The sequence below is a fragment of the Aidingimonas lacisalsi genome (assembly GCF_008079445.1).
Classification (GTDB): Bacteria; Pseudomonadota; Gammaproteobacteria; order Pseudomonadales; family Halomonadaceae; genus Aidingimonas; species Aidingimonas lacisalsi.
Genome location: NZ_VRYH01000002.1, coordinates 505494 through 530422 on the forward strand (window position 1 = coordinate 505494; position 24929 = coordinate 530422).

At 59.5% G+C, this 24929-nt stretch carries 25 protein-coding genes; 16 read left to right on the plus strand and 9 right to left on the minus strand.

Annotated elements, in window-relative coordinates; all coding sequences use genetic code 11:
* Positions 1-5 precede the first annotated feature (5 nt).
* The 6 genes from FVV99_RS05590 to edd form a co-directional block, all read right to left on the minus strand.
* Positions 6-968, minus strand: a complete 963-nt coding sequence (locus FVV99_RS05590; RefSeq protein ID WP_148253040.1) for a carbohydrate kinase family protein — start codon at positions 966-968, stop codon at positions 6-8.
* Positions 965-2617 (minus strand): glucose-6-phosphate isomerase, encoded by a 1653-nt coding sequence (pgi, locus tag FVV99_RS05595; RefSeq protein ID WP_148253041.1) that lies wholly within the window; start codon positions 2615-2617, stop codon positions 965-967. Before pgi ends, FVV99_RS05590 begins: the two co-directional genes overlap by 4 nt.
* A gap of 123 nt (positions 2618-2740) precedes the next feature.
* The gene (locus FVV99_RS05600) at positions 2741-3616 is read right to left on the minus strand and encodes an aldo/keto reductase (RefSeq protein WP_148253042.1); all 876 of its coding nucleotides are present in this window, start codon (positions 3614-3616) and stop codon (positions 2741-2743) included.
* On the minus strand, positions 3613-4524 hold the full coding sequence (locus FVV99_RS05605) for an aldose epimerase family protein (RefSeq protein WP_148253043.1): 912 nt from the start codon (positions 4522-4524) through the stop codon (positions 3613-3615). Before FVV99_RS05605 ends, FVV99_RS05600 begins: the two co-directional genes overlap by 4 nt.
* Positions 4521-5489, minus strand: coding sequence for a glucokinase (gene glk / locus FVV99_RS05610; protein ID WP_148253044.1), 969 nt, complete (start codon positions 5487-5489; stop codon positions 4521-4523). The genes FVV99_RS05605 and glk overlap by 4 nt, the downstream gene beginning before the upstream one ends.
* A gap of 2 nt (positions 5490-5491) precedes the next feature.
* Positions 5492-7384, minus strand: coding sequence for a phosphogluconate dehydratase (edd, locus tag FVV99_RS05615; protein ID WP_148253045.1), 1893 nt, complete (start codon positions 7382-7384; stop codon positions 5492-5494).
* A 144-nt stretch (positions 7385-7528) separates the two neighbouring features.
* Here edd and gap point away from each other — a divergent pair, with 144 nt between their 5' ends.
* The 13 genes from gap to lpxL all read left to right on the plus strand — a co-directional run bounded on the left by gap (position 7529) and on the right by lpxL (position 19704).
* Entirely contained in the window at positions 7529-8530 is a 1002-nt protein-coding gene (gap, locus tag FVV99_RS05620; protein WP_148253046.1) for a type I glyceraldehyde-3-phosphate dehydrogenase, read from the plus strand.
* Positions 8531-8820: 290 nt separating this feature from the next.
* Positions 8821-9981 (plus strand): GNAT family N-acetyltransferase, encoded by a 1161-nt coding sequence (locus FVV99_RS05625; RefSeq protein ID WP_148253047.1) that lies wholly within the window; start codon positions 8821-8823, stop codon positions 9979-9981.
* A 126-nt stretch (positions 9982-10107) separates the two neighbouring features.
* Complete coding sequence (gene ftsB, locus FVV99_RS05630) at positions 10108-10452, plus strand: cell division protein FtsB (RefSeq protein ID WP_148253048.1); 345 nt, start codon at positions 10108-10110, stop codon at positions 10450-10452.
* Entirely contained in the window at positions 10449-11165 is a 717-nt protein-coding gene (gene ispD, locus FVV99_RS05635) for a 2-C-methyl-D-erythritol 4-phosphate cytidylyltransferase (protein ID WP_236645311.1), read from the plus strand. Before ftsB ends, ispD begins: the two co-directional genes overlap by 4 nt.
* A 14-nt stretch (positions 11166-11179) precedes the next feature.
* A complete protein-coding gene (ispF, locus tag FVV99_RS05640; RefSeq protein ID WP_148253049.1) occupies positions 11180-11680 on the plus strand; it encodes a 2-C-methyl-D-erythritol 2,4-cyclodiphosphate synthase in 501 nt (166 codons plus the stop codon).
* Positions 11677-12747 carry a tRNA pseudouridine(13) synthase TruD gene (truD, locus tag FVV99_RS05645; RefSeq protein ID WP_148253050.1) on the plus strand — a complete coding sequence of 357 codons (1071 nt, stop codon included), beginning with the start codon at positions 11677-11679 and terminating at the stop codon, positions 12745-12747. The genes ispF and truD overlap by 4 nt, the downstream gene beginning before the upstream one ends.
* A 34-nt stretch (positions 12748-12781) precedes the next feature.
* Positions 12782-13528, plus strand: a complete 747-nt coding sequence (gene surE, locus FVV99_RS05650; protein WP_148253051.1) for a 5'/3'-nucleotidase SurE — start codon at positions 12782-12784, stop codon at positions 13526-13528.
* Positions 13515-14180, plus strand: coding sequence for a protein-L-isoaspartate(D-aspartate) O-methyltransferase (locus FVV99_RS05655; RefSeq protein WP_148253052.1), 666 nt, complete (start codon positions 13515-13517; stop codon positions 14178-14180). The genes surE and FVV99_RS05655 overlap by 14 nt, the downstream gene beginning before the upstream one ends.
* Positions 14177-15133, plus strand: coding sequence for a DUF368 domain-containing protein (locus tag FVV99_RS05660; protein WP_236645312.1), 957 nt, complete (start codon positions 14177-14179; stop codon positions 15131-15133). Before FVV99_RS05655 ends, FVV99_RS05660 begins: the two co-directional genes overlap by 4 nt.
* Entirely contained in the window at positions 15126-16325 is a 1200-nt protein-coding gene (locus FVV99_RS05665; protein ID WP_148253053.1) for a peptidoglycan DD-metalloendopeptidase family protein, read from the plus strand. Before FVV99_RS05660 ends, FVV99_RS05665 begins: the two co-directional genes overlap by 8 nt.
* A 103-nt stretch (positions 16326-16428) precedes the next feature.
* Positions 16429-17397: an RNA polymerase sigma factor RpoS gene (gene rpoS / locus FVV99_RS05670; protein WP_148253054.1), complete on the plus strand. Its 969-nt coding sequence runs from the start codon at positions 16429-16431 to the stop codon at positions 17395-17397.
* A gap of 219 nt (positions 17398-17616) precedes the next feature.
* On the plus strand, positions 17617-18723 hold the full coding sequence (gene alr / locus FVV99_RS05675) for an alanine racemase (protein ID WP_148253055.1): 1107 nt from the start codon (positions 17617-17619) through the stop codon (positions 18721-18723).
* Positions 18724-18789: 66 nt separating this feature from the next.
* Positions 18790-19704 (plus strand): LpxL/LpxP family Kdo(2)-lipid IV(A) lauroyl/palmitoleoyl acyltransferase, encoded by a 915-nt coding sequence (gene lpxL / locus FVV99_RS05680; protein WP_148253056.1) that lies wholly within the window; start codon positions 18790-18792, stop codon positions 19702-19704.
* A 135-nt stretch (positions 19705-19839) separates the two neighbouring features.
* Here lpxL and ettA read toward each other — a convergent pair whose 3' ends face one another.
* On the minus strand, positions 19840-21501 hold the full coding sequence (gene ettA / locus FVV99_RS05685) for an energy-dependent translational throttle protein EttA (protein WP_148253057.1): 1662 nt from the start codon (positions 21499-21501) through the stop codon (positions 19840-19842).
* Between the two features lie 82 nt (positions 21502-21583).
* The gene (locus tag FVV99_RS05690; RefSeq protein ID WP_148253058.1) at positions 21584-22018 is read right to left on the minus strand and encodes a PAS domain S-box protein; all 435 of its coding nucleotides are present in this window, start codon (positions 22016-22018) and stop codon (positions 21584-21586) included.
* A 233-nt stretch (positions 22019-22251) separates the two neighbouring features.
* On the opposite strand from FVV99_RS05690, the gene FVV99_RS05695 reads away from it, so the two are divergent.
* Both FVV99_RS05695 and FVV99_RS05700 read left to right on the plus strand, forming a co-directional pair.
* Positions 22252-22521, plus strand: a complete 270-nt coding sequence (locus FVV99_RS05695) for a SelT/SelW/SelH family protein (RefSeq protein ID WP_148253059.1) — start codon at positions 22252-22254, stop codon at positions 22519-22521.
* A gap of 78 nt (positions 22522-22599) precedes the next feature.
* The gene (locus FVV99_RS05700) at positions 22600-23493 is read left to right on the plus strand and encodes a DMT family transporter (RefSeq protein WP_148253060.1); all 894 of its coding nucleotides are present in this window, start codon (positions 22600-22602) and stop codon (positions 23491-23493) included.
* Here the strand turns inward: FVV99_RS05700 and FVV99_RS05705 are convergent.
* Entirely contained in the window at positions 23484-24107 is a 624-nt protein-coding gene (locus tag FVV99_RS05705) for an arylesterase (protein ID WP_148253196.1), read from the minus strand. The two genes, FVV99_RS05700 and FVV99_RS05705, sit on opposite strands and share 10 nt — an antisense overlap.
* A gap of 82 nt (positions 24108-24189) precedes the next feature.
* Here FVV99_RS05705 and FVV99_RS05710 point away from each other — a divergent pair, with 82 nt between their 5' ends.
* Complete coding sequence (locus FVV99_RS05710; protein WP_148253061.1) at positions 24190-24906, plus strand: ABC transporter ATP-binding protein; 717 nt, start codon at positions 24190-24192, stop codon at positions 24904-24906.
* Positions 24907-24929: the final 23 nt, after the last annotated feature.

A 24929-nucleotide genomic window follows, 5' to 3' on the forward strand; every position in this document is an offset into this window, starting at 1 on the left:
TTGCATTATTTCAGGGTCGAGAGATCGTCGCGGGTCGGCAAGGCCGAATAGGCGCCGGGGTGCGTGACAGCGTGGGCGCCGCACCGGCATGCAACGTCGATGAAATGGCGAAGTTTCTCATCGCTTTCCTGGTGCCAGTCGTCTTCGATGCCGCTTTCTGCGATCGACGCCAGCAAGCCTCCGATGAAGGCGTCTCCCCCCGCGGTCGTATCGACAGCCGTTACCCTAGGAGGCGTGACAAAGAAGTGGGTCTTGGCGCCACGCACCTCTACGTCGTTGGGACCATCGGTCACGACGATCAACCTGACTCCCGCTGCCAACCGTTCGTTCAGCCAGGAGTCGGCGGGGTGGTCCGCCCGTAGGTAGTCGAGTTCGTCCCGCGAGAGCTTGAGCAGTTGGGCTCTATCGAGCAGTTCGTGGACGCGTCCAATCTCTGCCTCACCGCTTTCCCACAAGTTATGGCGCAAGTTGGCATCAACGCTGATCAGACAGCCGGCACGCGTAGCCATGTCAGCGATGGCCAGGGTCGTGTCGCCGATCTCGGCATCGGTCAGGCTATTGGTACATAGATGCAGTATCACCGGTGACGAGAAAACGCCAGCAGGCAAATGTTCGAGCCGGTATAGCAGGTCCGCTGCGGGCGGTCGATAGAAGTCGAAAGTGCGCTCTCCCGTGGAATCGCGGGATACGAATGCCAGGGCGGTACGCGCGTCTCGGGTACGCACGACACCGGATATGTCGACGCCATGAGCCGCGAGTTCCTCGGCCAGGAAATCACCGAAATGATCGTCGCCCAGCATACCGAGGAATCGACTGGGGGCTCCCAGGCGGGCACAGGCCACGGCGACATTGGCCGGAGCACCACCGGCGTAAGGCGTGAACGTTTCCGGGGATGACATGTCCTCATCCCCCAGGCGGCTCGAGAGCATATCGACGAGTGCCTCGCCGAAGGCGATCACAGGGATCATTGATGTTTCTCCTTTCCGCCCTTGCTGGATTGACGCTTGCCGGTTTCCGCCTTGGGTGCGGACTTACCGAAATGTTGACGTACCAAGCCTAACAGGCCCTGCGTGGAGGCGTCGAAATCCTGAGTGCGTTCATCGATGCGTTCACTGATCTCGCCGGCGATGCGTTTGCCTAGCTGTACGCCCCACTGGTCGAAGGAGTTGATGTTCCAGATGACTCCCTGAACGAACACCTTGTGCTCGTAGAGTGCAATCAGAGCGCCAAGATTCTTGGGGGTCAGTTCGTCGAGTAATAGCGTACTCGACGGGCGGTTACCCGGACAGCTATAGGGGTCGAGCTGGCTCCCCTCCTGGCTGCCTTCCATGAAGGCGTTGGCCTGAGCCAGCATGTTGGTCAGCAAGGCGAAGTGATGGTCTTCGAACCCAGGCTCGGGTCTGAGTGACGCGATGAAGTCGATGGGAACATAGCGAGTGCCCTGATGCAGGAGCTGGAAGAACGCATGTTGACCATTGGAGCCGGTCTGCCCCCACACGATAGGGCCGGTCTTGTAGTCCACCGGCTGACTGAAGATGTCCACCGACTTGCCGTTGGACTCCATGTCGAGTTGCTGGAGAAACGATGGCAACTGATGGAGCGCTTGATCATAAGGCACGATAGCGTGAGTTTCGGCACCCTGGAAATTGATGTACCAGATACCGATCAGGGCCATCAGCACCGGCATGTTGTCGCGGTTGGGTGCCTCGAGGAAGTGGCGGTCCATTTCGTAGGCGCCCTCGAGCAATTCGATGAAACCGTCGAAACCAATGGACAAGGCGATCGGTAGACCGATGGAGGACCACATGGAGTAGCGCCCACCGACCCAGGCCCAGAACTCGAAGACGTTCTCCTCGCGAATCCCGAACTCCATGGCTGCCTTGCGGTTGGTCGAGGCAGCGACGAAATGCGCGCCGACATCGGCATCCTCGCCGGCATGGTCGAGAAACCAGCGGCGCGCCGTCTTGGCGTTGAGCAGGGTTTCCTGGGTGGAGAAGGTCTTGGTGGAAACGATGAACAGTGTCGTCGCCGGATCGAGGTTCCGGAGGACTTTCTGGATGTGCGTGCCGTCGACATTGGAGACGAAGTGAAAACTCAATTCCGGATGCCGATACTTCAGCAATGCCCGGCAGGCCATGTTGGGTCCCAGATCCGATCCGCCGATGCCGATATTGACGACATCCTTGATCCGTTTACCGCTGTATCCTTGCCATTCACCGCTGCGGACTTCTTCCGAAAAACGTCGGATCTGTTCGCGGGTCTGCTGAATTTCAGGCATGACATTCTTGCCATCGACGTAGACCGGTTCGTCGCTCAGGTCACGCAGAGCGGTGTGCAGTACCGGCCGATCCTCGGTGACATTGATGATATCGCCGGAAAACATTTGTGCGCGACGTTGAACCAGCGCCGAGTGGTCGGCCAGTTCTAGCAGCTTGTCGAGCACATCGTCGGAGACCTGATGCTTGGAGTAGTCGAGAAAGAGTCCGCCGACGCGCAGGCTCATCTTGTCGAACCGTTCGGGATCGTTGACGAAGTAGTCGCGGATGCGGTCGTTGGCGGTCTGTTCATGTAATCGTCGTAGTGACTGCCAGGTGACGCTTCGAGTGAGTTGGAACATGCGAGTTACCCTTTGGTCATGGGAGTCCGTTTGTTATTAGGTGAATCGTGTCACCCAGAGTGCCACACCACATGATCGGCGTGACACTTGCCATTCTGGTCGTTGTAACAGTCATGGTGACGTTCATGCCACCCGCTGGCCGCGTGCTTCCTCCAGCAGGGCGAACCAGGTCGCCCGGTCGATGTCATGGCGTGCGGCTGTGAGTAGCTCGTCGATACGCTCCTCTTTCAGCGTGCCGATGACGGGGACCGGGTGGCCGGGCAGCGCGCGAAGCCAGGCCAGGGCCAGTCCCGAGGAACTTGCCGAGTAGGCCTGGGCCAGTCGAGACAGTGAGGCACCAAGCACATCCTCGAAGACAGTGCCGCCACCGAGTGGCGACCATGCCATCGGGCTCAGACCATCCGATAGTACGGCGTCGTACAACCCATCGAATAGCGGTTCGGGATGTGCCAATGAGAGCTGTAGTTGATGGGCAACCAGAGTGTGGCGCATGGCTGACTGGAGCCGTCGCCACTGTTCCGGCAGGAAGTTGGAGACGCCGACAGCGCCCACCTTGCCGGCGTCGATCGCCGCATCCAGAGCGCTGGCGGTGGCTTCCGCATTCATCAGGGGGTCGGGGCGGTGCAGTAGAAAATGGTCCAATCGATCGACTCCCAGGCGGAGCAGGGCGTCATCGATTGCGGGGATCAGATAGGTCGGTGAGCTGTCATAGTGCTTGATACCATGAGGGGATGTATCCCGACCGGGAGTCACGATGCCAGCCTTGGTGACGACGCTGACGCGACCAGCCAAGCTGGGGCGTCGCTTCAGTGCAGCGCCGAATAATGACTCTCCCTGTCGGTTGCCATAGATGTCGGCGTGGTCGAACCAGTAAAGTCCCTGGTCCAGCCGTGCCTCGATCCAATCGGCGAGGCGCTCAGGCGTATGTAGCGCTTCGCGTTCGTGAAGACGCATCATCCCCAACATGAAAGGGACATCGAAGACAGGTGAGTCACTCATGGAGCATCCTCCGTGAGGGTCGTGCCTAACAAGTGTTGTGCTCCGGGAACCAGCCACACGGGGTCCAGCCGAGTGCACGCTGCTTCGACGCACAGGAAGCGTTGGCCGATGTCGGTCGGGGTATCGTCGGGGAACTCGTCTCCGGGATGCCAGACGACGGTCGAGTCACTCCCCTGTTTGGCGATACGTAGCCGGCGTTGCGAGTCATCGAGTACCACTTCCCGATTGGATTCGTAGATGCGATCCAGGGCGCCGCGGATACCGAGTTCACCTTGCTGGATGCATTCCGAGAAATCTTGCCGTTTATCAAGGTAACGTGCTCCGGCTAGCCCTTCGACCCGGCATTGATAGGTATTCGACACCGAAAAATAGGTATGCAGTGCACCGCTGATTTTAATAGGCGTTTCGCCGGTATGTTCGGTGACGAGTTCCACGTGCAGACGCTGGGCGTTGGCCTTGATGACGGCGCGAGGTACGAGTTGAGTATGCAGCCTTTCCTGCGGAGACAGGTGCAGCTCTACACCCCCTTCATGCTCGTCGACGGCTTCAAGGCGCCAGTCGGCCAACCGCGCCGGGCCGTGTGAAGGGCCCGATCTGTCAGGAGACTCGTCGGCCGTTCGCTCATCGCTGAACCAGGGCCAGCACAGCGGTATGCCACCTCGAATCGCGTCGGGCAGCGGGCGAGGTGTGGTCGTGACCCACAGCCATCCGGCGTCAGCGTCGATGGGGCCGTTGTGCAGAATGTCCGGGGCAGGATAGGGAAGGAAGTGCAGGATCTGTGCCCCCTGCAGCGATACCGCCATTTCCCCCCAGGATTCCCGCGCCAGCCATACGCGGCGACCGGCCCAATCGACTTCACGTTGTCCCGTCGTCTCATCCAGTAACGTACGTAGCGACGTTGGAATCATGCCACCTCCTCGTTATGCAGGGCCTCCGCCGCTCCCAGTAATCCAGTCCAGGGAGCGGTAACCACCCAGGTTGGAATGGCAGCATTGTAGGCGCTCATGCGTCCTTTGTCGGCAAAGGCATCACGGAAACGACTCGTTGGAAGCCAATCGAGCAAACGAGGCAGGATACCACCGCATAAGTAGACGCCGCCTCTTGCCCCGATGGTCAGGGCGGCATCTCCGCACACATCGCCCAGGATCTTGAGAAAGCGCTTCACGGTATCGACGGCGATGGCATCGCCACTGGCAGCGGCCTCAGTCACTTCAGCCGGTGTGGCGTATTTCGGATTGGCGCCTTTGAGTGCGGCATGTGCGCAGTACAGATCGAGCAACCCCTGACCGCACAAGATGCGCTCCACCGAGACACGGCCATAGCGTGTCCGGAAGTAGCGAATCAGGTTCTGCTCACGCTCGTCGGTGGGGGCGAAAGTGACATGGCCGCCTTCGGCCGGCAACGGAATCCAGGCGTGCTGCCCCGGAAACACCCCCGCAACGCCTAGTCCCGTGCCGGGGCCGATGACCAGTCGTGCACTATGGGGCACAGGATGTCCTTCGCCGACCGAGACCAGGTTATCCTCGTCGATGTGAGGTACCCCCAAGGCCTGTGCCGTAAAGTCATTGATGACCTTGAAAAGCTCGAGGCCGAGCGCGTCCTGAACCCGTTGGCGAGAAAACGCCCAGTGATTGTTGGTCATCGTTATCCGGTCCCCGTCGATGGGGCAGGCGAAGGCCAGGCAGGCTTCGCGCGGGGTTGCGTCTTCCCCGAATCCGAGTCGGTTCAGGTAGTCCTGCACGGCCTCGACCAGTGACGGATAGTCAGCGCAGGGCAGCGTCTGAATGTCATAGGGGGCAAAGGTATCGGGAGTCACCAAGGCAAAGCGTGCATTGGTGCCCCCGATATCACCGATCAGAGCGGGTCGCGTCATCGTTAGATGTCCTCGCCGCGAGTCCGGCCTTCCCGCTCCCAGCGTGCGAGATCATCGGCTTCGAAACCACCGAATACACTGCATCCTTCTTCGGCCCGACCGGCGAGCTGCCGGAATCCGGCGAACAGCTCACGGCCCAGCCCGTAATGATAATGCTCCAGATCAGCGAGCTGGGCATCGCGCTGTGTCCATTGGGCTGCCTCGATCTTCACATCCAGTTTGCCGTTCTCGGCATCCAGACGCACGATATCGCCGTCATGCAACTTGGCTAGCGGTCCACCATCGACGGCTTCCGGGGTCATATGGATAGCGGCAGGCACTTTGCCAGAGGCGCCCGACATACGGCCATCGGTTACCAGTGCCACCTTGAATCCGCGATCCTGGAGCACGCCGAGGTAGGGGGTCAGCTTATGCAGTTCGGGCATGCCGTTGGCACGAGGCCCCTGAAAACGCACGACCACGATGACGTCACGGTCGAGATCACCGGCATCGAATGCGGCCTTGAGCTGGTTCTGGTCATCGAATAGCTTGACCGGAGCCTCGATCACGCGGTGCTCGGGCTTGACGGCCGATACCTTGATGACCCCCCGGCCCAGGTTGCCATCGAGCACGGTCAGGCCACCCGTGGGGACGAAGGGGCGGTCTACGGGACGCAGGACATCCTCGTCCAGGCTGGCAGTCGGACCTTCGCGCCAGACCAGCTTGCCATCTTCCAGGAACGGCTCCTGAGTATAAGCTGTCATGTCGGTGCCGAAGATCGTCGGAATGTCGGCATGCATCAAGCCGGCATCGAGCAGTTCGCGAATCAGGAAGCTCATGCCGCCAGCGGCCTGGAAGTGGTTGATATCGGCCTGACCGTTGGGATAGACCTGCATCATGCTGGGCGTCACGGCCGACAAGTCGGTGAAATCATCCCAGGTCAATGTCAGTCCTACAGCGGCGGCCATCGACACCAGGTGCAGAGAGTGATTGGTGGAACCACCCGAGGCCAGCAGTCCGACGATCGCATTGACGATGGCCTTTTCATCCACCTGCTTGAAGAAGGGGCGGTAATTGCCGGTGGGTTCGCTGTTGCGAATGGCCTGTTCGGCAGCATAGCGGGTCAAGGCATCCCGCATGTCGGTGCCAGGGTTGACGAAGGAACCGCCGGGCAGATGGAGCCCCATGACCTCCATCATCAACTGGTTGGAATTGGCGGTGCCGTAGAACGTGCAGGTGCCGGGGCTGTGGTAGGACTCTGATTCGGCTTCCAGCAGGTCTTCGCGTGACGCCTTGCCTTCGGCGAACAACTGGCGGATGCGTGCCTTCTCCTTGTTGGGCAGGCCACTCGGCATGGGGCCGGCCGGTGCAAACACGCCAGGCAGATGACCGAAACGCGCGGCGCCGATGAACAGCCCGGGCACGATCTTGTCACAAACACCAAGGTAGAGTGCCGCATCGAACATGTTATGCGATAGTGCCACAGCCGTCGCCATCGCAATGACATCGCGTGAAAACAACGACAGCTCCATCCCCGGCTGTCCTTGGGTAACGCCGTCGCACATGGCCGGCACACCGCCGGCGAACTGGGCCGTGGATCCCATCTGGCGAGCGGCTTCCTTGATGACCGCCGGAAAATCTTCGAGCGGTTGGTGCGCCGAGAGCATATCGTTGTATGCCGAAACGATGCCCAGGTTGGCACTATTCATCATCTTGAGCTGGTTCTTGTCCTGGGTGCCACAAGCCGCGAAGCCATGGGCCAGGTTGCCGCAGGAGAGTTCGCTGCGATGGACGCCGCGCTTGTACTGGTCCTGCATGCGTTGCTCGTACAGGGCTCGGCGCTCGCGCGAGCGCTCGCGGATGCGCTGGGTAACGTCGGCAACGGTGGCATTGAGCGGGGTATTCGAATTGGCCATGAGCTACCTCGTTGGCGGGGTGGATGGCTATGTTGGTAAATTTACCAAAAAAGTGCTTGAATGTCGTTAGCCTTTGGGTCAATTTAGGCCTAAAATGTAGGATTGTTCCAATAAATCTGAGATAACAGAAGCGAGGATGCCGCCATGACGTTACGTGTCGCTATCAACGGGTTCGGGCGTATCGGTCGCAACGCATTACGTGCCCTCTATGAAAACGGTTATCGAGATCGGATCCAGGTCGTGGCGATCAATGATCTGGGCGACCCATCGCTCAACGCGCATTTGCTCAAGCATGACAGCGTTCACGGTCATTTTCCGTTTCGCGTCGAGCATGATGACGAAAGTATCAGCGTCGATGGCGAGCGAATCCGGATTCTCTCCGAGCGCGATCCGGCGAGTCTGCCCTGGAAATCACTCGACATTGATCTAGTCATGGAGTGCACGGGCTTGTTCACCAAGCGCGCCGATGCTGCCAAGCACATGGATGCCGGAGCTCAGCGTGTGCTCATTTCCGCGCCCAGTCCGGACGCCGATGCCACGGTCGTTGTCGGTGTCAATGACGATACTCTGACCGCCGACCAACGTGTCGTCTCCAATGCCTCCTGTACCACCAACTGTCTAGCGCCGGTTGCCAAGGCACTCAACGATGCCGTAGGCATCGAGAACGGTCTGATGACGACGGTCCACGCATATACCAATGATCAGAACCTGTCCGACGTCTATCACAAGGACCCCTACCGGGCGCGTAGCGCTACGCAGTCGATGATCCCTACCAAGACGGGGGCCGCCGCTGCCGTTGGCCTGGTGCTTCCCGAGCTGGACGGCAAGTTCGACGGCCTGGCGGTACGTGTCCCCGTCATCAACGTCTCTCTGGTTGACCTGACGTTTACGGCGAGCCGCGATACCAGCAAGGAAGAAATCAACGAGGTCGTCGCCAAGGCCGCAGAGTCGTCGCCCGTGCTGGAAGTGAATGCCCAGCCAATGGTGTCCATCGATTTCAATCACGATGCCAACTCTTCTACTTTTGACGCCAATCACACTCGCGTCAACGGTCGTTTGGTCAAGGTCATGGCCTGGTACGACAACGAGTGGGGGTTCTCCAACCGTATGCTGGACGCGGCGTTGGCCATGCAGGCTGCTAGCTGACGCCGGGCCCGGGGCGGGGCCGTCATCCGTGACGGCGTCGCTTGACATGGGTCAGGGTGTCGTGTCGGAGAGTGACATCGCTGCGCACTCACGGCTCCGCCAGGGAGGCTCCCCGGCACGCTGCCCGACTTGTTCACGGGGCGCCTTCGGGCGCCTCGTTTCATTGGCTACCGTTGTCGTATTGTAACGGCCAGCCGTCCACTCCTTCGCCGTGCTTTCTCTTGGGTGCTTTGCATCCCGGTTGTATCGTATTCGAGAGGACATCCCGTCAGGCTGGAGGAGAGCCGATCATGCAAGGTCATCCTGCCGATGGCAGAGAACGGTCATTGTCATTGCAAGTGTTGCCGGCCATCGAGTCGATATCGCCTGAGCGATGGAACGCACTGGTCGATGCGGATTATCCGTTCCTTCGCCATGAGTTTCTACATGCTCTGGAAGCGAGTGGTGCAGTTTGTGCGGCGACCGGCTGGGAGCCCAGGCATCTGACGGCATGGCGGGGAGAGCGACTGGTCGGTGCCATGCCCTGTTATCGCAAATACCACTCCTTTGGCGAGTATGTTTTCGACTGGGCCTGGGCGGATGCCTGGGAGCGAGCGGGTGGGCGCTACTACCCCAAGGCGTTGACGGCCATTCCCTTCACGCCAGCCCCCGGGCCGCGCTTGCTGCTGGAGACTCGCAGCGAGGGAGAGGCGGTCATGGGGCTGTTTGCCGCCGCGTGGGAAAATGACGACGTCTCGAGCTGGCACCTGTTGTTCGCCGACGATGCGGAAATCGATAGTTGGCAGAGTACCCACCCCGCGCTGGTGACGCGCCATGGTCTCCAGTTTCAGTGGCGTGATGACGGTTACGGTGATTTCGAGGGGTTCCTGTCGGCGCTGACATCGCGCCGGCGCAAGGAGATACGTCGCGAGCGCCGTATCGTGGCCGATCAGGGCCTGGAAATCGTGCGCCTGGTCGGGGAGGCGATCGATCAGCCGGCCCTGGAGCATTTTTTTCGCTGTTATCGCATCACCTACCTGGAGCGTGGTCAGCAGGGGTATTTGAACTTCGACTTCTTTCAGCGTCTGCGCGATACGCTTCCCGAGGCCTTGGTCCTGATACAGGCGCGTGCAGACGGCAGGCCGGTCGCGGCTGCATTGTGCCTGCAAGGGAGTCGCACGCTCTATGGCCGTTACTGGGGAAGTGAAGTGGTGGCGGAGTGTCTCCACTTCGAAGCTTGTTACTACCAAGGTATCGAGCACTGCCTGGCGCATGGATTGACACTGTTCGATCCCGGTACCCAGGGCGAGCACAAGCTCACCCGAGGGTTCGCCCCACGCCGGCTGCGTTCATTGCACCATATCGATGACCCCGGCCTGCGGGATGCCGTTGCCCGGTTTTGTCGCGAAGAACGTGAGCATATCGATGCTTATGCCAACCGGGCGCAAGGCGCCTTGCCGTTCAAGCGCTAGGCTGTGCAGGCGCGCGCCGACGTTTCGTACAGAACCGGTCTTGCCGACTACGTGGAGCGCTGGCTGCGCCGGGTCGGATAAAGATGGCATAATGCAGCGATTGTTTTTTCTCGATGGGATAATTGGATGCTCAAGTGGCTCGCTATCGTTCTGGTCGCCCTGATCCTGCTGTTGCAATATCGGTTGTGGTTTGGCGCCGGCGGCTTGCGCGAGCTTGCAGAGGTTCGTCAGCGTGCCGATCGGCAGGAAGAACAGAACCGGCCAAAGCGTGAGCGTAACCAGCGCTTGGCCGCGGAGGTCGTCGATCTCAAGACGGGGCTCGATGCCATCGAAGAGCGGGCGCGTAGCGATATCGGGATGGTGCGGCAGGATGAACAGTTCTTCTGGGTCCCCGGTGTGGCGGCACAAGCCGCGATCATCGAACAGCAAGCGCTGCCTGCTTCGCAAGATGTCGAGACATCCAGGCCATGATGAAGACGAGCAAGGCGCTATGGTTGATCGTGCCAGCAGCGGGACGAGGCACGCGTATGGCTGCGCAACGTCCCAAACAGTATCTGCCTCTGGCGGGGCGTACGGTCTTGTCCTGTACGCTGGCGCGCCTGCATGAGGTGTTTCCTGAAGCACGCCTGTGCGTGTGTCTGGATGACACCGATACCTGGTTCGACCCCGCTGCTGTCCCGTTCACCGACTGGCGACGCATTACCGGAGGCCCTGAGCGAGTCGATTCCGTGATGCTGGCCCTCGATGCAATCGCTGATGAAGCCGAGGATGACGACCTGGTCGTCGTGCATGATGCGGCGCGGCCCTGCGTGAGGTCCGATGACCTGCAGCGTCTGAAAGCCGTCCTTGCAACCGAGCCGGTTGGAGCGGTGCTCGCAGCACCTGTCGCCGATACCATGAAGCGCGCCGACGCCAATGAGCGTATCCGTCATACCGAGTCGCGCGATCACTTGTGGCATGCATTGACTCCGCAAGGGTTTCGGTATCGGTTATTGCACGATGCTCTGACATACGCCTTGCGCTCGGGAGTGCCCGTCACCGATGATGCGTCGGCCATCGAAGCCATGGGACATTCGCCGCAACTGGTGAGTGGCGGCCGTGATAATCTCAAGATTACCCATCCGGACGACTTGATGCTTGCTGAACTGGTGTTGGCTGCCCAGGCAGAGTCGTATCGCAAGTAGCGGAGTGTGATGACATGACTTGGCGTATCGGTCACGGTTTCGATGTTCATCGTTTTCAAGCGGGCGACCACTTGATGATCGGTGGAGTGCGTATCCCCTTCCACGCTGCGTTCGCGGCGCATTCCGACGGTGATGTCCTGCTGCATGCCATTGGCGACGCCATGCTGGGAGGTTGCGCTCTGGGCGATATCGGGCGTCACTTTCCCGATACGGATCCGACCTGGGCCAATGCCGATAGCCGTGACTTGCTGCGACGGATTGCGTCGATGGTCGGGCACGCCGGTTATCGTCTCGGTAATCTGGACGCTACCTTGATTGCCCAGGCACCCAAGATGTCAGGCCATGTTCCCGCGATGATCGATCATATCGCGGCCGATCTGGCGGTCCCCCGGGTGGCTGTCAATGTCAAGGCCACCACGTCGGAGCGGCTGGGGTTCACGGGGCGCGGCGAGGGGATTGCCGCAGAGGCGGTCGTGCTACTGCAGCGGATCGAGCAGAATGGAGAGCGCCCGTGAACGAACAGCAGGTCGCCGAGTGGCCTCCGCAGTGGCCGCGAGCTTACTCCGATTCGCTATCCGGCACGCTTCCCGTTGGCGACTATCGGGCTTCAGCCGAGGATTTCCAGGTTGAAGAGTGCCTGGAGTTCTCGCCCGAAGGCCACGGGGAGCACTTATGGTTATGGATCGAGAAGCGTGGGCTGTCCACCCTGGACGTGGCGGGCCGGCTAGCCCGGGCGTGTGAGGTGCGTCCCCGCGATATCGGCTATTCGGGGATGAAGGATCGAATCGCAGTGACCCGCCAGTGGTTTTCAGTCCATCTGCCGGGACGCGATACACCGGATGCGATGGCGCGGGTGCTGGAACATGCCGATGACGCCGGTGCCATCCATCTGCTAGCGCAAGTGCGCCATCCACGTAAGCTCAAGCGCGGTGTGCATAGTCGTAACCGCTTTGTCCTGCGTATCAGTGGTGATGTCGTCGATGACGCCGATCTCGAACGCCGCTGGCAGACCATGTGCCACCATGGCCTGCCAAATTATGTGGGCCCGCAGCGTTTCGGGGTGGAGGGGCGTAACCTGAGCAAAGCCAGGGCCATATTGGCACGAGGTTGGCGAAAGCGTGACGATCGTCAAGGCATGTTATTGTCGGCAGCGCGATCCTACCTTTTCAACCAGCAGTTGGCAGCACGGGTTCTCGACGACAATTGGGCAACGCCTCTGCCTGGCGAGGTCATGATGCTGGATGGAACGAACAGCCAATTCGTGGCCGAGACGATCGATGCGTCCCTGACCCAGCGGACGGCGCGTCTGGATGTCCATCCCAGTGGCGTGCTATGGGGAACCGGAAACTCTGCCAGCATGTCGGTGGCCGCCGAATACGAGGCTGTCGTGCAGTATGACTCCCTATTGGCTCGAGGACTGGAAACCGCCGATGTCCGGCTTGGACGCCGACCGCTACGCGCACGACTGATCGCGCCTTCACTGACAAGAGAATCGCAGGCACTGAAATTGGAATTCGAGCTGGCACGGGGCTGCTTTGCCACATCGGTGTTGCGGGAACTGATGAACCACCCCTCGCTGTGAATGGGATGGGTGACAAAAATGACAAGGAGATACGATGCGCCGTTTATTACTGTCCAACGATGATGGAGTGCATGCGCCGGGTCTCCGGGTGCTCCATGACTTCCTGAGCGATCATGCACGCATACGGGTCGTGGCTCCCGACCGCGACAAGAGCGGTGCCAGCAACTCGTTGACGTTGACCCGGCCATTGGCACTGGTACCACTGGAAAGCGGTTTCTATAGCGTGGATGGCACACCGGCCGACTGTGTCTACCTGGGGGTCAACGGTGTTTGGGAAGAGAAACCCGATTTGGTGATCTCCGGAATCAATCACGGCGGTAATCTGGGTGATGACGTGCTCTATTCGGGGACGGTCGCTGCTGCCATGGAGGGGCGCAATCTGGGGATGCCGGCGATCGCCATGTCGTTGGTCGGTGAGCACTACTTCGAAACGGCTGGCCGTGTGGCAGCGAGCCTGGTGGGGGCCGCAGAATCCTTGTCGCTGCCACCGCGGAGCCTGCTCAATGTCAATGTGCCGGATGTGCCCTGGTCAGAAATTCGCGGCTTTCGTGTGACACGCATGGGATATCGTGGGCCTGCGGAACGACCCATGAAGATTCTGGATCCCCGGGGACGCGAACGTTACTGGATAGCGGCGGTCGGCAAGAATGCCGATGATGGTCCGGATACCGACTTTGCCGCCGTCGAAGCGGGGTATGTGTCGATTACGCCGTTACAGACCGATCTGACACGGCATAGGGCATTGGATGACGTACAGGGTTGGCTAGATGCACTCGCTTGAATTGCGTGGCGTCGGAATGACGTCGCAGCGCACCCGTGACAGATTGATTGCGCGTCTGATGGAGAGCGGCATTCGGGATCCCAGAGTGCTGGACACCATTGGTCGTGAACCACGCCACTTGTTTCTCGATGAAGCGTTATCGCATCGCGCCTACGAGGATACCTCATTGCCTATCGGGTCGGGACAGACCTTATCGCAACCGGCCATCGTGGCGCGCATGACCGAACTGGTGATTGCAGAGTCCCCGCAGCGTGTCCTGGAAGTCGGTACCGGTTCGGGGTATCAGACGTTGATCCTCTCGCGTTTGGTGCCTCACGTCTGGTCCCTGGAACGGATTTCTGCGCTCCATCGCCGTGCTGCGCAGTGCCTGCGTCGGCTCAAGGCCTACAATATCAGCCTGCGTCTGGCCGATGGCGGTGAAGGTTGGCCGGAAGCGGCGCCATTCGATGTCATCCTGTTGACGGCGTGTGCCAGCGAGCTTCCTGAAGGACTGATGGAACAGTTGGCCGAGGAAGGTGTTCTGATCGCTCCCGTTGCCGATGACGATGGACAGCAATGGCTGACGCGAGTCCGGCGTCAAGGGTCGGGGTATACGCGTGAGCGGCTCGAGGAAGTTCGCTTCGTGCCATTGCTGCAAGGAGTCATTCGTTGAAGTTCTCTTATTCGACCTTCGCCAAGGGAGCCGGAATGGGGGCCGCGGATGCGGTGCCGGGCGTTTCCGGTGGGACGATCGCCATCGTCACCGCGATTTACGAAGACCTGATTCATACCATCAAGCAGTTCGGGCCCGGAGCCATCATTGTCTGGCGTCGTGATGGGTGGCGGGCACTTGCCGCCTATCTCAATCTGTCATTCCTGTTACCGCTCGTCGCCGGGATTCTGGTCAGTCTGGTCAGTGTCGCGCATCTGGTCACCTGGTTGCTGGACACTCAAGTCATTCTACTCAACGCTTTCTTCTTCGGCCTGGTACTGGCGTCGGTCTTCGTCGTCAGGAATCGCCTGGATTCGTGGCAATGGCGACACATTCCGGCACTGCTGGCGGGCGTGGTCCTGGCGCAGTGGCTGCCGGCTCTGATGCCCAGCGTGGCGATGCTGGGTACGCCGTCCCTGGTGATGGCAGCAGCAGGAGCTATCGCTATCAGCGCCATGTTGTTACCCGGTGTGTCGGGGAGCTTCCTGTTGTTGACCATGGGGCTGTATGGCACGGTCATGGAAGGCATTAAAGGAGGCGATCTGGCGTTGCTGGTGCCGTTCGGGCTAGGTTGCCTGCTCGGTGTGCTGTGTTTCTCCCGTATACTGTCGTGGCTACTGGTGCGGTATCATTCGGCAACACTGCAGCTGTTGATCGGTTTCATACTGGGGTCGTTGCCTGCGCTCTGGCCCTGGCGTGAATTGTTGAGTTATCAGTTGGGACCTGACAAGCAGATGATTCCGTTGGAATACCGTTATTTACTACCGCACGACTATGCCGTATTGACTGGTGAGTCGGCACAAGTGTATCCCGCACTGGCATTGATGCTGGTCGGTTTGATTCTGGTTCTGGCGATTGGTCGTTATGCCGAGTCGCCGGGCCACTCCCACAAGGAGGATGATTCCCATGCGTAAGACGTTGTTGGTGTCTGCCGTGGCGCTATCAATGGTCGGTTGTGCTGCCCAGCAGGATGGAAATTCGCGCGCTCAGATCCGTGATCTTTCGGTCAGTCGTGATGCGTCGCCGGCCAGTACTCACACCGTTGAGCCGGGCGATACGCTGTATGGGATAGCCTGGCGGCATGATATGGACTTCCGTGAATTGGCTCGGCGCAATGGCCTGTCTCCGCCGTATCACATCGAGCCGGGGCAGACATTGCAGCTGACGCCGGGAGGGGGCGCTGACGGTCAGGCTTCCGCTGACAGTGCGACCGGCGGCACGTCGGCCTCGGCCGGTGTGAGTGGCGCGGCCGAGGCGCAACGGGAGGGCGCCAATCCCGATTGGCTGGCTCCTGACGAGGAGGCGATCGAGCGCAACCGCCGTTTGGAAGCCTTGCCGCGAGGGGATGTCGATGATTCCGGTACACGCAACGAAGCCTTGGGTTCGGCGGCTGTCGCCGGCGGCAGTGAGGCGCCGGGACCGATCTTCGAGTATGACACGCCCGGCGCCGATGGTTCCTTGAGCGAACGGGATCGAGAGGAACGCGCTGCTCGTCTGGCTCGCCAGGAGCAGGCGGCGTCTGAAGAATCTCGCGCGTCCAGTCAGGAAGCCGAACGTGACGAAACGGAATTGAACGAAAGTCGTAGTGACGAATCGTCAGATGACACGACATCGTCATCAACTTCGGGTGATACTGAGCGTACGGAAGTCGCCAACAACGATGAAGGGACGTCCGTGGCTGGTGAAGATGACGACACTCGGGAAAGTGGTCAGAGAACGTATACTCCCGTCGACGAGGTGCCTTGGCAGTGGCCTGCCGATGGGGAACTGACTGGACGCTTCGAGGATGATTCGTCACTCACCGCCGGGATTGATATCGGTGGCCAAAAGGGGCAACCTGTCAAGGCGGCCGGGCCGGGCATCGTGGTCTATGCAGGCGATGGCGTACGTGGATATGGGAACTTGATTCTTCTCAAGCATAATGATGAATTCCTGAGTGCCTATGCCCACAACGATAGTCTGCAGGTTGGAGAAAACGATGTGGTTGAAGCCGGTGATGTCATTGCTCGGATGGGTGATACCGACGCTGACGAGGTCATGCTGCATTTCGAGGTACGACAGAATGGCCAACCGCAGGATCCCCTGGACTTTCTGCCGTCGCGTTAGCGACGGCGAGACACAATAACAACCATGAGCCGTTGGCTGCTTGCCGTGTCAATCTTTCTTGGCATTGGTGATATGTCTGAGCAGCACAGGATGGGGTAGCGACATGAGCATACTCGAACGAGACCTGCAAGAAATGGATCTGGAAGTCGAGGAGATCCTCGACAATGACGATAACACCCCCACCAAGGATGACGAGGAGTTCGAGAAGGCGCTCAACCGTGAGGAGAACAACTACCATCACAGTCTGGATGCGACACAGATCTACCTGAATGAAATCGGGTTTTCGCCGTTGCTGACCCCTGAAGAAGAGGTTCACTACGGCCGTCTGGCGCAGCAGGGCGATCCGGCAGGACGCGCCCGGATGATCGAGTCCAACCTGCGTCTGGTCGTCAAGATCGCACGGCGCTATCTCAATCGCGGCCTATCCCTGCTCGACTTGATCGAAGAGGGGAACCTTGGCTTGATCCGCGCCGTGGAGAAATTCGACCCTGAGCGTGGTTTCCGTTTCTCGACCTATGCCACTTGGTGGATTCGGCAGACCATCGAACGCGCTTTGATGAATCAGACGCGGACCATTCGACTACCGATCCATGTCGTCAAGGAACTCAATATTTATCTGCGTGCGGCTCGTGAGTTGACGCAAAAGCTCGACCACGAAGCGACACCCGAAGAAATTGCCGAGTTCCTCGACAAGCCTGTGGGCACGGTCAAGAAAATGCTTGGGCTCAATGAACGCGTCTCATCGGTGGATTACCCGATGGGTAACGAAAGTGACAAGCCACTGATCGAGACGTTGACCGACGATAACGACTTGGGTCCCGAGTCGTCGTTGGTGGATGTCGATGTCAAGCAGCATGTCGATGAATGGCTCGCCGAACTGACCGAGAAGCAGATGGAAGTCGTCGTGCGGCGTTTTGGGCTGCGAGGCCATGAAGCGGCCACGCTGGAGGAGGTCGGCGAAGAGATCGGACTGACTCGTGAGCGAGTCCGTCAGATCCAGGTCGAAGCGCTCAAGAAACTGCGCCGTGTGCTGGAAAAGCAGGGATTATCGCTCGACGCCATTTTTGAGTGAACGGGCTACGCGCGGCAGGCACGCCTTCGGGGGATCGCGGAACACCGGAGGCGGCCTGTCGACAGTCACATAGTCTTTCGTCCGGGATATCGCCCGTATTCCCAGGTTATTATTTTGCGATAGTGGGTATATTTAGCGTTTCATGGCGTGATATTGCGTGCCGAATGGAAAATAATCGTGTCTCCTTTTCTCTATTGATTCTGCTTCCTGGAGCGCGTGATGTCCCGTCCGCTAGTCGCCGATATTGATCTCGATGCACTGCGTCACAACTACATGCTGGCGCGAGATCTCGCCCCTGACAGTCAAGCCGTTGCCGTACTCAAGGCCGATGCTTACGGGCACGGGGCGATACCTTGTGCACGGGCACTCGAGGATCTGGCGCCGGCACTGGCGGTGGCCAGCATTGAAGAAGCCGTCACGCTGCGCGAGGCTGGCATCGCCACCCCGGTTCTGCTCCTGGAAGGTATCTTCGAAACCAGCGAACTGGAACTGGTCGACAGACATGGGCTATGGCTTACCGTCCATAGCGAGTGGCAGATCGAGGCACTGCTCTCGTTTCGACCACGACAGCCGATTCCGACTTGGCTCAAGGTGGATTCCGGCATGCACCGCCTGGGCTTTTCGCCGGATCGGGTGGAGACTCTCTGGAGACGCTTGCAATCCGCCACGGCCCAGGTCACCGACCTGCATCTCATGAGCCATTTTGCGACGGCCGACTCGCTGCAACCCGAATACTTCCATCGGCAGATGCAGCTCATGAAGATGCTGTCGGAGCGTTTGGGAGCGCCTACCTGTCTAGCCAATTCTCCCGCCACCTTGGCGTGGCCTCAGGCGCATGGTGCCTGGAACCGGCCCGGTGTCATGCTCTATGGTAGCGACCCGTTGGAAGCCGCCAATGGTGCCAGTCGCGCGCTCAAGCCGGTCATGACATTACGTTCGCGGATCATTGCGGTTCAGGAACTGGCGACTGGCGAACCCGTGGGCTATGGCGGTCGCTGGCGGGCGCCACGGCCGTCCCGTGTCGGTGTCGTGGCGTGCGGGTATGGCGATGGATACGACCGGCACGCCATTGATGGCACGCCGGTACTTGTCGAGGGCCAACCAACCTGCATTGCCGGCAAGGTATCGATGGACATGCTCACCGTGGATGTTACGGACATCCCCAACGCGGCTATCGGAAGCCCGGTGGTGTTATGGGGGCGCGCTGACAATGGCGCGGTATTGTCGATCGATGACGTCGCACGCTACTGCGATACCATCAGCTATACCCTGCTGACCGGAGTATTGCCGCGCGTGCCTCGACGATATCACGGCAATCGTGCCTGACGGACGTATTCGAGCGGTCTACAATAGCCGACTTCTAACCTGTCATTGGAGATGCCGTTACCCGTTATGGCAAAGACCGTCTATCCGTCGTCCTTCGCCCATCCCCGTTATTGGCCCACTTGGCTGGCCATTGCCGCGATGCGTGTGGCGGCCTGGTTACCCTGGCGCATCAAGTTGCTCATCGGTAAAGGGCTGGGACTGCTCACCTGGCGGTTGGCACGACGTCGACGCCACATCACCGAAACCAATTTGCGATTGTGTTTCCCTGAAAAAAGCACGGCAGAGCGCCGTCATTTAGTGCGGCAAACCTTTGTGGATAATGGAATCGGAATCCTGGAAACCGCGACTGGCTGGTGTCGTGACCCGGAGCATCTCCGACACCGGGTTACCTTCAAGGGGCAGGAACACATGCATCGTGCCCTGGCGGAAGGCAATGGGGCGTTGATCGTCGGCGTACATTTTTCGACCTTAGATCTAGGCGGAGCACTGCACTCGCTCTTCTTTCCTGCGGATGCGGTTTACCGGCCACACGATAACCCGCTGTTCGAACGATTCATGACCCGGGCGCGCAACCGCATATTCGGGACCGCTATCGATCGTCACGATCTGCGCGGTGTCATACGTCGGATCAAAGCCGGCCATGCGGTCTGGTATTCACCGGATCAGGACTTCGGACGTCACGCCAGTGTCTTCGCCCCGTTCTTCGGAATCGAGGCGGCCACGGTCAAGTTGACGGCCAAGATCGCACGCATGACGGGCGCACCGGTGATGCCGTTGATGTTCCATCGTAACCCTGATGATCGCACCTATACACTCGAGTACCTACCGCCATTGACGGATTTCCCCAGTGACGATGAAGTCGCCGACGCGACACGGATCAATGCGTTCATCGAGCAAGCGATTCGCAAGCAACCCTCGCAGTACCTGTGGCTGCATCGCCGCTTCAAGACGCGTCCCGAGGGAGAACCCGGCGTCTACTGATGCGAAGCGTCGGTAGACGGGGCCATAAGCTGTCAGCCATGAGAAAACCCCGCTGCTTGTCAGGTCAGCGGGGTTGCCGGTTCGAACAGGGCACTCGAGTCACGGAAGGTGACGAGCGAAGGCCCTTGGATGCACTCAAGCGTCGATGCGCTTGTACTTCATTCTATGCGGTGTGTCGTCGCCGACCCGTTTCTTGTGATCCTCTTCGTACTCGGTGTAGTTACCTTCGAAGAACACCACGTTGGAATCGCCCTCGAAACCGAGGATATGCGTGGCGATACGGTCAAGAAACCAGCGGTCGTGCGAGATGACCAGGGCGCAGCCGGGGAAGGCGAGTAGCGCTTCTTCCAGGGCGCGCAGGGTTTCCACATCGAGGTCGTTGGAGGGTTCGTCCAGCAATAGGACGTTGGCGCCCTGTTTCAGTGTCTGGGCGAGTTGTAACCGCCCCCGTTCGCCACCGGACAGTTCGGACAGACGTTTTTGCTGGTCGTTGCCCTTGAAGTTGAAGCGGCCGACGTAGGCACGCGACGAGACTTCATAGCCGTTGATGTTGAGCATGTCCTGGCCATCGGAAACGGCTTCCCAGACGGTCTGCTTGTTGTCCAGGGCATCGCGCAGCTGTTCGACATAGGCGATGTCCACGGTGTCACCCAGAACGACGTCACCGCTGTCCGGCTGCTCCTTGCCAGTGATCAGCTTGAATAGTGTCGACTTACCGGCACCATTGCCACCGACCAGACCAACGATGGCCCCTTTGGGTACCTTGAAGGAGAGGTCTTCGTAGAGCAGTTGCCCATCGAAACTCTTGCTGACGTCGTGGAACTCTATGACCTTGTCACCCAGGCGCGGGCCGGGAGGGATATAGATTTCGTTGGTCTCGTTACGTTTCTGGAAATCACCGGACTGCATCTCTTCGAAGCGGGCGAGACGCGCCTTGCTCTTGGACTGCTGTCCTTTGGCGTTGCTGCGAACCCACTCGAGCTCCTGCTTGATCGCCTTCTGGCGTGAGGCTTCCTGTTTGGCTTCCTGTTCCAGGCGTTTATCCTTGGCTTCGAGCCACTGAGAGTAGTTGCCTTCGAACGGAATGCCCTGGCCACGGTCCAGTTCCAGAATCCAGCCTGCCACATTGTCCAGGAAGTAACGGTCGTGAGTGATGGCGACGACCGTACCGCTGTAGTCATGCAGGTAACGCTCGAGCCAAGCCACCGATTCGGCATCGAGATGGTTGGTCGGTTCATCGAGCAACAGCATGTCGGGGTTGGAGAGCAGAAGCCGGCAAAGTGCGACGCGGCGTCGTTCACCACCGGACAGATTGCCTACCTTGGCTTCCCAGGGAGGCAGCCTCAGGGCTTCGGCGGCAACGTTCAATTTGCGATCGATGTTGTGCGCGTCTGCCGCTTCGATAAAGTTTTCCAGACGCGCCTGTTCCGAAGCCAGTGCATCGAAGTCGGCATCCGGTTCGGCATAGGCGGCGTAGACTTCGTCCAGCTTGGCCTGGGCATCCTTGAGGTCGGACAACGCTTCTTCGATGGTATCCCGGACATTCTTCTCATCGTCGAGTTCAGGTTCCTGAGGCAGGTAACCGACGTTGAGGCCCGGCATGGGGCGTGCTTCACCCTCATACTCAGTGTCGACCCCGGCCATGATGCGCAGCAGAGTCGATTTACCCGCACCATTGAGACCCAGAACGCCGATTTTGGCGCCAGGGAAAAAGGATAAGGAGATATCCTTGAGAATCTGATGTTTGGGCGGTACGACCTTGCCCACCCGATTCATGGTATAGACGTATTGCGCCATGAAAATCCACTTGGTTGGAAAATGTGTCGATGGACCCCGATGATAGTCTCAGGTCGAGGGAAAGGCCAGCGTTGTCCGTTGGCTAGATGTCGCCTTGGCGGGCTTTCAACCGTTCGACTTCCTGCTGTGCTTCGATTCGCTGAGTGACATCCTTCTGCACGCCGATGAAATAGGTCAGTTGATCGGCGTCGTCGTAGACGGGAGTAATCGACAGCTCGTTGTAAAAGAGGGAGCCATCCTTACGGTAATTGCGCAGAACTTCTCGGCAAGCGCGTCCTTCCGTTAACGCTTCACGAATGCACGCCAGTGCAGGCTGATCGCGGTCGTCATTCTGTAGGAACCGACAGTCGCGATAGAGGATTTCATCGGCATGATAGCCGGTCAGGCGCTCGAACCCCCGATTGACGTAGATGAGGATGTTTTCGTCGCCTTCCTGTTCGGCCACTACGATGCCATCTTCGGAGGCATCGACGATACGCTCCAGCAGGGCCGGACTAATCATGGACGGTCTTTTCATGTGCTGCATATCCCTGTCGATACCCTTCATGACACATAATGACCAGCCAGGGAATGGATTTCAACGTGTTGAACGCCTTACTCGCTGGATTCGACATCCGGTAAGCCGCTCGAACAAGTCGCTTGAGCCTGATGCCGTGTCGGGGCATGCGACATCCCGGTCGTCTGGATGAGGCGAGAGTGGCTAACTGATATGATGCCTGAATCCGTGAGTGAAGACAGGTGATGACGTTAATGGCGCGAATCCAGATTCATTACTGCACACAGTGCCAGTGGCTGCTGCGCGCCGGCTGGTATGCTCAGGAGTTGTTGTCGACGTTTGGCGAACAGCTCGATGAAGTGGCGTTGATTCCCAGCCATGGTGGGCACTTCGAGATTCGCTATGCCGATGACGCACTATGGGAGCGGAAGCGTGATCAGGGGTTTCCGGATATCAAGTGGCTCAAGCAACAGGTACGTGACCGTCTGGATCCCGACCGGGATCTGGGGCATATCGATCGCTGACCTGACGACGAGCCTCGATATAGGAGACTTCACCGGTAGCCCGGCAGTGCGGTTCGAGAGACAGAGTTGGGAGTGAGCATGACAGTGGAACGTCAGGCGATGCTGTGCGGCCTGGGCGCCGTCGCGTTATGGTCGACCGTGGCGACGGCTTTCAAGGTCGCCTTGGCATACATGTCCCCGCTGGAATTGATGTGTCTGGCGGCACTGGTGTCCTGGCTGCTGATGGGGGTGCTGGTCTATCGCGATGGCGGTATGACGCAGGCTCTCCGCCAAGGGTGGCGAACGGCAGCGTGGGCCGGGCTGATGAATCCGGCCGCTTATTACCTGATACTGTTTGCCGCTTATGATCGCCTGCCGGGACAAGAGGCGATGGCACTCAATTATACGTGGGCCTTGGCGATGGCCTTCCTTGCCGTACCGATCCTGGGCCAGCGGCTGACTCGCACCGATATTCTGGCGGGTGTGATTGCCTATGCTGGGGTCTGGGTCATTGCGACGCGCGGTGCCGTCATGGATGTGGCTTTTGCCGATCCACTCGGGGTGGCTTGCGCCCTGGCGTCTACGCTGGTCTGGGCACTGTACTGGCTACTCAATGCTCGTGACCCTCGTCCGCCACTGATTGCTCAGTGGCAGAATTTCAGCATCGGATTGCCGGTCTTGATACTGCTGCTGCTATGGGGGCCCGGCATTCAATGGCACGGTTTCATGGCGCTTGGTGCCGGCATCTACGTCGGGCTGTTCGAGATGGGGGTGGCATTCGTGCTGTGGCAGTTCGCCGTTCAACGGATTTCTCGCACGGCACGGGTGGCGAATCTGATATTCCTGTCGCCACCTGTGTCGTTACTGCTGCTCAATCTGGTGGTGGGGGAGCCTATTCTGCCATCGACCCTGATTGGCCTGGTATTGATTCTCGGGGGGCTTGCGCTCCAGCAATCCCAGCAAGCCCCCGATGTCGCTGTCGATCATTCCTGATCCTGAGAGACCTGGAGTTCGTCTTCCAGCAGAGGTTCGAGCGTCGGCCAGACATTGTCGATGATGGTCGGTTGCGCTTTGGCGGTAGGATGAATGCCGTCCTCTTGCATCAAGGCTTCCTGCGTCGCGATGTCTTGCAGTAGGAAAGGGACCAGCGGGACGTCATACTCGTCGGACAGTTCGCTATATACGGTCTGAAAGGCATCGCGGTAGGCTTGACCGTAATTGGGAGGAATGTCGATACCCAGCAGGAGAACCTCGGCACCGAACGATTGGCTGCGTTCGATCATGTCTGCCAGGTTACTGCGCATCTGGCCCGGGGGAAGACCGCGCAGGCCGTCGTTGCCACCCAGTTCCAGCAGCACGATCTCCGGTTCATGTTGTCGTAACAGGTCGGGAAGTCGTTCAGCGCCACCACTGGTGGTTTCGCCACTGATACTGGCGTTGATCACGCTGGCTTGGTCTCCCAGCCGTTCCGCCAGCAGACTGACCCAGCCATCTTCCTTGTCGATGCCGTAGGCTGCGCTCAGGCTGTCACCGACGACCAGTAGGCGAGTGGGCTCGTTGGCGGCAACCGGTGCGGACAGCAGCAGCCATAGGAACAATGTAACCATGACCCCGGCAGGCCAATACAATCCAGGGAGTTTGTGACGTATGTCATACAGCGAGCCCGTTCCGAATCGTTCGTCCAGCAACATGTCATCTTCCTCTCGATCCAATGCGACACCGATACTACATGCGCAAGGGCTCGGCAAGCAGGTCGTCAGCGGCGACCGTCCTTTGACCATTCTGCGTGATCTGGCGTTGTCGATCGCTGCCGGTGAAAGCGTCGCGATCCTGGGCGCCAGTGGGGCGGGGAAATCGACGCTACTGGGTCTTTTGGCCGGGCTCGATACACCGACAGCGGGCGAACTGTCGATGTTCGGACACTCACTCGGCAAGCTCGACGAGGACGGTCGCGCACAATTGCGTGCCGGTCGTGTCGGGTTCGTATTCCAGAACTTCCAACTGCTGCCCACGTTGACGGCACTGGAGAACGTGCTGCTGCCTCTGGAGTTGTCACCGACCGTGGAGGCCGAATCACGAGGGCGGGAATGGTTGGAGCGAGTCGGCCTGGGAGAGCGGCTCGATCATCTGCCCAAGCAACTATCGGGGGGAGAGCAACAGCGGGTCGCGCTGGCGAGGGCATTCGTCACCTCGCCGTCATTGGTGTTCGCGGATGAGCCGACCGGCAATCTCGATCCGGCGACCGGCAAACGGGTCATCGACCTGTTATTCGATTTGAACCATGAATCGGGTACCACGCTGGTGCTGGTAACGCATGATCATGCGTTGGCCGGTCGTTGCCAGCGCTGCCTGCAACTCGACGACGGTCGGCTTGCGCCGCTGGACCTCGATGAGGTGAAGGCATGACAGCGACGACGGACAGTTTGGCC